The organism is Rhizobacter sp., from assembly GCF_031412075.1.
In the GTDB taxonomy this organism is placed as follows: Bacteria; Pseudomonadota; Gammaproteobacteria; order Burkholderiales; family Burkholderiaceae_C; genus Rhizobacter.
Window position 1 is genome coordinate 1 of record NZ_JANOCG010000274.1, and the last position, 7,112, is coordinate 7,112.

Sequence of the window (7,112 nt, forward strand, 5' to 3'; positions counted from 1 at the left end):
CTTCACGCAATTTTGGGTGGCGACGGTGGGTGTGCTGATGTGCGTCGTCACCTTGAGCGGGCAGATGGGCGCGCCGCTGCTGCTGTTGCTGACCTTCGCCAACGGCATTGGCCTGGCGATGCGCTGGCCAGTGTTTTCAGCCGTGATCCCCGAGCTGATCCCCAAGGCTCAGCTGCCGGCAGCGCTGGCGCTCAACGGGATTGCGATGAACACCTCGCGCATCTTCGGGCCCATCTTGGCGGGCGCGTTGATCGCCAGTCTCGGCAGTGCGTATGTGTTTGCGTTGAACGCGGTGCTGTCGGTGATTTGCGGCTTCGTGATCATGCGCTGGCGCACCCAGCCGAAGGTGAGTGCCTTGCCGGCAGAGCGTTTTTTCGGCGCCATCCGCGTGGGGGTTCGATACGTGCGCGAGTCGGCGCCGTTGCGTGCCATCTTGTTGCGCATCTCGGCCTTCTTCCTCCAGGCGATTGCGCTCACCTCGCTGCTGCCGCTGGTGGCCAAGCAGCTACCGGGCGGTGATGCGGGCACCTTCACGCTGCTGCTGGTGGCGATGGGTTGCGGCGCCGTGGTTGCCGCCTTGGCCATGCCGCGCATCCGCGCGTTGATGGCCGGTGACGTGCTGGTGCGCAACGGCGGCCTCTTGCAGGCCGCCTCGATGCTGGCGGTGGCGTTCGCGCCCAACGTGTGGGTCGCCGCGCCGGCGATGGTGCTCAATGGCGTGGCGGTGATCTCGGTGGCCAACTCGCTGGCGGTGTCGGCGCAGATGGCGCTGCCGAACTGGGTGCGAGCGCGCGGCATGTCGATCTACCAGATGGCGCTGATGGGCGGCGGCGGCATTGGCGCGGCGGTGTGGGGGCAGGTGGCCACCTTCACCGATGTGCGCACGAGCATCGTGATTGCCGCCATCGGCGGCGCCGTGTTGTTGACTGCGGTCTGCCGCTTCAGCGATCGGGGGCGGATGGAGCACGACGACCTGACACCCTCGCAGGCCTGGAAGGCACCCGACATGCCCGCGGGCATCGAAGGCCACGAGGGCCCGGTGCTGACCAGCATCGAGTATTTCATCGACGCGAGCCGGGCGAATGAATTCCATGCCGTGATGCGCGAAACCCGCAGCAGCCGCCTGCGCCAGGGCGCCTTGTCGTGCGAGATCTTTCGCGACGTGGCCACCCCCGGGCGCTACATCGAGCAGATGCTCGACGAATCGTGGGTCGAACACCTGCGCCGCTTCGACCGCGTGACGGCCTACGACGTGTCGCTGCGCAACCGCCGCCTGTCGCTGCACATCGGCGACGGGCCGCCGAAGGTCACACGCAGCATCGCCGAGGCGATGGCCTGAGCTTCGTCTGAAGATCAGCGTTTGCGTGCTGCCGCGCGCTTGCGCGGGCTCGCGGCGCGCGGCGTGACCTCGGGCTCCGGCGCCAGCGGCTCGATGCCCGCTGCGGCAAACGGGCCGAGTGCCGGCCCCACCCACCCCGGCACGGGCCATGCGGGTGCCACGGGCCAAGCAGACAGCAACATCGTCCACCAGGAGCGGCTGGCGCTCACGAAGGTTTCCCACTGGCGGGCTTGCAGTGCAATCGCCTGCTCGGTGCTCCAGGGGGCTTGCCACAACGCGGGGTCGTCGACGGCGGGCGGGTCACCGGGCCCGGGGGCCCAGAACGAGTTCCAGTGCTGCCACATGGTCTGTTCCTTGACGATTCAGTCGTTGGAGCTTACTGCGCGAACATTGCGAATACCAGCGTGATCGTTGGATGCCGCAGCTGAACTCCAGTTGATGCGCGCCCGCCACGCCTCGTGCCGACCAGACTTGTTGGATGAGAAAGCTTCGGGTGAAAATCTGGGCAGAAATAGATTCTTAACCGAGGGAGATCCCATGCGTTTCATTGCAAAAGCCGCAGCCGCGGCATTCGTCGTTGCCTTGACCGGCTGTGTTGCGCCACCGCAAACACCCATTCCGCTGACCGGCACCACCTTGAACAACACGGCTCGCATTGGTGTCGTGATGACAGCACTGCCACCCGTCGAGATGAACCTGCCCGGTGCGGGATGTTTGTTGTGTCTCGCGGCGGCATCGATCGCCAATTCGTCGCTGTCGACGCACACGAAGACACTGCCTCACGAAGACCTGCCCAAGCTCAAGAACCAGGTGGCGGCCGCGCTTGGCAAGAAGGCCAAGGATGTGACCGTGATCGAGGCTCCCCTGGATCTGGCAACCCTGCCCGATGCAGCCACCAAAGGACCGAACCTCGCAAGCAAGGACTTTTCTTCGCTTCAGAAAAAGCATGGCCTTGACAAGCTCCTTGTCATCGAAATCAAAGCCGTCGGCATGGAACGCACCTACTCCGGCTACATCCCCACGGGGGCGCCGCTGAGCGTGCTGGACGGTGCGGGCTATCTCATCAATCTCAGCAACAACACCTACGAGTGGTTCAAGCCCGTGCGCGTGACGCGTGCCGCCGATGGCAATTGGGACGAGCCGCCCAAGTTTCCTGGCCTGACGAACGCCTATTTTCAGGTGCTCGAAATGGGCAAAGACGAGTTCGTGAAGCCTTTCACTGAGCAGTGAGATGCTGACGCACAGCTTGGTGCGAGCCTCCCGCTCGGCGTGCTGGATGCTGTTGCTCGCCTTTGTGCCGCTGGCGCAGGGCGCTGAGGAAGCGCCGGCGCCGGGGGTGGTGTCGCGGGCCGTACCCGATACCACCGCATGGCGGGTGCGGATTCCGGTGGATGACAAGGTGGCCTACCGTGGCATGGTCAGTTTCGAAAAGGCCGGCATCGGCAGCATGGGCATTCTTTACCCCGCGCCGAACCTGATCGGTTTGTTCGCTGCCGTGATCACCCACGGCTTGATTGCCGATTCGGCCCAGGAGAAGAAGAAGGCCGAGATCCGTGCCGAAGCCGACAAGGTCTTGCTGCCTTATCAACCGGTGCTGGAGAAGATCAGCCACGGGGCCTTGTTCGAGCAGGGTCTGGCTAAGACCACGCGGGGTGCCGGCAAGAAGTTGCTCGGCGCCGCGGAGGTGGCGCAAGGTGAGTGGGTCATTGAAACCGTGCCGGTGTTCTCGATGACGCAGGACGAGCGGGCTTTGGTGCTCGACAACGCCATTGCGGTTCGTTCACCCGAGGCTCCGGCGGTGGTGCTCTACCAAAACGTCGTTCGCGTGGTGTCATTGCCTCGCCCGGCGCAAGAGGACAAAACCGTCTTGCTGAACCTCTGGTCGGCTGAAGACGGGCGAGCGCTCCGACAAGAAAGTGCAAGCCTCTTTGCCGAATCGATGGATCTGGTGCTTGCTGATCTGGCGAAGGGGCCCCACACCGCCGAACTGGTGCAAAAGACCATTCGCTACCCCGAGGGTGGGAGTGAACGGATGGAGCGTGCCGCGCTGCTCAGCGAGCGTTGCGACCGCATTCTCCTCAAGACCTTGAGGGGCTGGTTGATGTCGGTCCCGCGTTCGACGGCTTCTGGCGCAGCCTGCGAAAGCGAGCGAACTGTCGCCGCCCCTGCAGAAGCCCCGAAGGGTCAGTAAGACGTAGCGACTTGCAAAGCGCCGGTGCTCTCAGCGCCGGCGCGCCAGCAACCCGCCCGCCACACCCAGCAGCACAAACATCGCCAGACTCCAGAACTCATAGGGCACGCCGACCAGCGAGACTGCTGCATCGGCGCAGTTGGCGCGCGGCAGGAAAACATCAGGCCACAGGTTGTCGAGCTTCATCGCGCTCACGATGTCGTCGGCCAGTGTCATCGCGCACGACGATGAAGCCGCCGCCTTGAAGTGCTGCCACAGGGCCGCGGCCACGCCACACAGCGCGAGCAGCAGCACCAGCGCGCCGGCCACGCGCTTCGCAAAGAAGCCCACCAGGCAGACGAGGGCAATCGCGAGAAAGATCACCCGCTGCAAGATGCACCAGGGGCAGGGCTCCATGCCGTAGACATGCTGCGACACCAGCGCGGCGCCCACCGAGGCGATGCTCAGCAAGGCGATGCCGACGAGCAGCACTGCCGGCCGCTGCAGCAGGGCCCTCATCGGACTTCGGCGATCAGCTCGATCTCGACGCAGGCACCCATCGGGTTTTGCGCCACACCGAAGGCGCTGCGGGCATGTGCGCCCTTGGCACCAAACACCTCGGCGAGCAGCTCGCTGCAGCCGTTGGTCACCAGGTGCTGCTCGGTGAAATCGGATGTGCTGTTGACCAGGCTCATCACCTTGACGATGCGCTCCACCTCGTTCAAGTCGCCCACCGCGGCGTGCAGCGTGCCGAGCAGGTCGATGGCGATGGCTCGTGCGGCTTGTTTGCCAGTGGGGGTGTCGGTGTCGCGGCCGAGTTGGCCGACCCACGGCTTGCCGTCGCGCTTGGCGATGTGGCCGGAGATGAACACCAGCTTGCCGGTGCGCACGAAGGGCACGTAGGCCGCCGCTGGAATGGCCACGGGCGGCAGTTCGATGCCGAGAGACTTCAAACGGTCGTAGACAGACATCGCAGGCACCGGGAATCAAGAGGCGCAAATCCTACACTGCGGCCATGGGAGGAAAAGACCAAGCATGGCGCATGGCCGGCATGGGTTTGGCTTGGCTGCTCGGCGTGGCGCTGCAGTTGCAAGAGCGAACCTTGCTGCCGCTGTGGGCTTACCTGTTGTGCCTGGCCGGGGGGCTGGTTGGCATCGCCGTGGCCTGGCGCTGGCCGCGCGTCTGGCTGCTGGCTTTGCTGGCTGCGCTTGCGTTGGGTGGGGGAGCCTCGGGGTGGCGGGCGAGCGAGCGCCTGGCCGATGCGCTGCCGCCGTTGCTCGAAGGGCAAGACCTGCAGGTGGTGGGCGTGGTGGCGGGCTTGCCGCAGCGGTCGTCGGTGGGTTTGCGCTTTCGCTTCGAGATCGAAGAGGCGCGTTTGAATGGCGAGATCGTTCAACTGCCGAGGCGGGTGTCGCTGGGCTGGTATGCCGGGTGGCATGAAGACGCCGCCCTGAGCGAGCCACAGCAGTTGTTGCGAGCGGGCCAGCGCTGGCGTTTCACGGTGCGCTTGCGCCAACCGCACGGCAACGTGAACCCCGATGGGTTTGACTACGAGCTTTACCTCTTCGAGCAAGGATTGCGTGCGACCGGCTATGTGCGTGCGAACGACAAATCGGCGCCGCAGTTGCTTGAGAAACATGCGGGCCACCCGGTGGATCGCCTGCGACAGCGGGTGCGTGATGCGATCGACGCCACGGTAAGCGACCCAAGGGCCGCCGGCGTGCTGGCCGCGCTGGCGGTGGGCGACCAGTCGGCCATCGAGCGCGACGATTGGCAGCTCTTTCGCACCACCGGTGTGGCTCACCTGATGAGCATCAGCGGCTTGCACGTGACCATGTTTGCCTGGGTTATGGGCGTGGTGATCGTGGGTCTGTGGCGGCGCAGTGCCCGCGCGGTGTTGTGGCTGCCGGCGCAGCTCGCGGGGCGCTGGGGCGGGCTTGCAGCCGCGGTTGGCTATGCGCTGTTTTCGGGCTGGGGGGTGCCCGCGCAACGCACGGTGTGGATGCTGGTCGTGGTGACGCTTTTGCAGCTCTTGGGGCGTCGCTGGCCATGGTCTTTGGTGCTGCTGGCCGCCGCCGTGGTGGTGAGTGCACTCGACCCCTGGGCGCTGTTGCAACCGGGCTTCTGGTTGTCGTTCATGGCGGTGGGCTTGTTGATGGCGTCGGAGCCAGTGCGCGCGTCGACAAAGTTGCCAACGGAGCAACGTGGGTGGCAGCGTGTGGCCAATGTGGCAAAGGGCGGCCTGCGCACTCAGGTGGTGGCCACGCTGGGCTTGACGCCGCTCACGCTGGTGTTTTTCCAGCAGGTGTCGCTGGTGGGCTTTGTGGCCAACCTGGTCGCCATTCCGGTGGTCACGCTGGTCATCACCCCACTCGCCTTGTTGGGCGCGTTGTGGTCACCGCTGTGGCTGGCGGGCGCGTGGGTGGAGCAAAGCCTGGCACAGGGTCTGGCGCTGTTGGCGGGGCTGCCGGGTGCCGTGTGGCTCGCACCGGTGGCGCCGCTGTGGGCGCAGGCCGCGGGCTTGTGCGCTGCGGCGTTGATGGTGTTGCCCTTGCCATGGCGGGTGCGGCTGCTGGCCGTGCCGCTGCTGATGCCTTTGCTGATGCCCGTGCGCGAGTTGCCGGCCGAGGGCCGCTTCGAGCTGCTGGCGGTGGACGTGGGGCAGGGCACAGCGGTGCTGGTGCGAACCCGCTCGCACCTGATGCTCTATGACGCGGGCCCACAGTATTCGCGCGACACCGATGCCGGCCAGCGTGTGCTGCTGCCCTTGTTGCGCGCGCGAGGCGAAACGCGCATCGATCGTCTGGTGCTCAGCCACCGTGACCTCGACCACGTGGGCGGCGCGGCGGCTGTCATGGCGGGCATACCGGTGACCGAACTGCTCAGTTCGCTGGAAACCGCCCACCCACTGCATGCTCGAGCCGCACAATCGCGCCGCTGCGAGGCGGGCCAATCCTGGCAGTGGGACGGCGTTCGTTTCGAGGTGCTGCACCCGCGGACCGCCGACTACGAACGCACGATCAAGTCCAACGGCATGTCGTGCGTCGTCAAGGTGAGCGGCGCCCAGGGCTCGGCCTTGTTGACCGGCGACATCGAGCGCCAGCAAGAGGCTGAACTGCTGGCCACGCAAGGCGAGGCCTTGCGAAGCGACCTGCTGCTGGTGCCGCACCACGGCAGCCGAACCTCGTCGACGGCGGGCTTTCTCGATGCCGTCGCTCCGAAGGTGGCGGTGGTTCAAGCGGGCTACCGAAACCGCTTCGGTCACCCGGTGCCCGAGGTGCTGGAGCGTCTGCGCGAGCGAGGTGTGGTGGTGTTGACCAGCCCGGCCTGCGGTGCGTGGCGCTGGGCGGACGGTTCGGCATGGGAGTGCGAACGCGAAACCAGCCAGCGCTACTGGCGCCACGGTGCAAGCGTCGAATCATCTTCTTGAGAATCTTCACCCAGAGCGCCCGCTCTTGGTGCGCAAGTGGCCTGGAATTTGCTAACCTGCCTCGCAGGAGACGTGCAAAAGAGGTGCCGATGAAGAACAGCTTCGACGAGATGCAGGCCACCAGCGACACGGTGCGCGAACACTACCGTGTCTATGACCGTTGGTTGGCTCAG

At 65.6% G+C, this 7,112-nt stretch carries 7 protein-coding genes; 4 read left to right on the forward strand and 3 right to left on the reverse strand.

Annotated elements, in window-relative coordinates:
- A partial coding sequence (locus tag RMO40_RS09885) for an MFS transporter (RefSeq protein ID WP_309719958.1) occupies positions 1-1,339 on the forward strand: 1,339 nt, incomplete at its 5' end.
- A 14-nt stretch (positions 1,340-1,353) separates the two neighbouring features.
- Here the strand turns inward: RMO40_RS09885 and RMO40_RS09890 are convergent.
- Positions 1,354-1,683, reverse strand: a complete 330-nt coding sequence (locus tag RMO40_RS09890; RefSeq protein ID WP_309719962.1) for a hypothetical protein — start codon at positions 1,681-1,683, stop codon at positions 1,354-1,356.
- Between the two features lie 193 nt (positions 1,684-1,876).
- Here RMO40_RS09890 and RMO40_RS09895 point away from each other — a divergent pair, with 193 nt between their 5' ends.
- Entirely contained in the window at positions 1,877-2,569 is a 693-nt protein-coding gene (locus tag RMO40_RS09895) for a hypothetical protein (protein ID WP_309719965.1), read from the forward strand.
- Position 2,570: 1 nt separating this feature from the next.
- A complete protein-coding gene (locus tag RMO40_RS09900; RefSeq protein WP_309719968.1) occupies positions 2,571-3,530 on the forward strand; it encodes a hypothetical protein in 960 nt (319 codons plus the stop codon).
- A 30-nt stretch (positions 3,531-3,560) separates the two neighbouring features.
- On the opposite strand, the gene RMO40_RS09905 is transcribed toward RMO40_RS09900, so the two are convergent.
- Entirely contained in the window at positions 3,561-4,028 is a 468-nt protein-coding gene (locus tag RMO40_RS09905; RefSeq protein ID WP_309719971.1) for a disulfide bond formation protein B, read from the reverse strand.
- Positions 4,025-4,480 carry a RidA family protein gene (locus RMO40_RS09910; protein ID WP_309719975.1) on the reverse strand — a complete coding sequence of 152 codons (456 nt, stop codon included), beginning with the start codon at positions 4,478-4,480 and terminating at the stop codon, positions 4,025-4,027. The genes RMO40_RS09905 and RMO40_RS09910 overlap by 4 nt, the downstream gene beginning before the upstream one ends.
- 44 nt (positions 4,481-4,524) lie before the next feature.
- Here RMO40_RS09910 and RMO40_RS09915 point away from each other — a divergent pair, with 44 nt between their 5' ends.
- Positions 4,525-6,939, forward strand: a complete 2,415-nt coding sequence (locus RMO40_RS09915; protein ID WP_309719977.1) for a DNA internalization-related competence protein ComEC/Rec2 — start codon at positions 4,525-4,527, stop codon at positions 6,937-6,939.
- Positions 6,940-7,112: the final 173 nt, after the last annotated feature.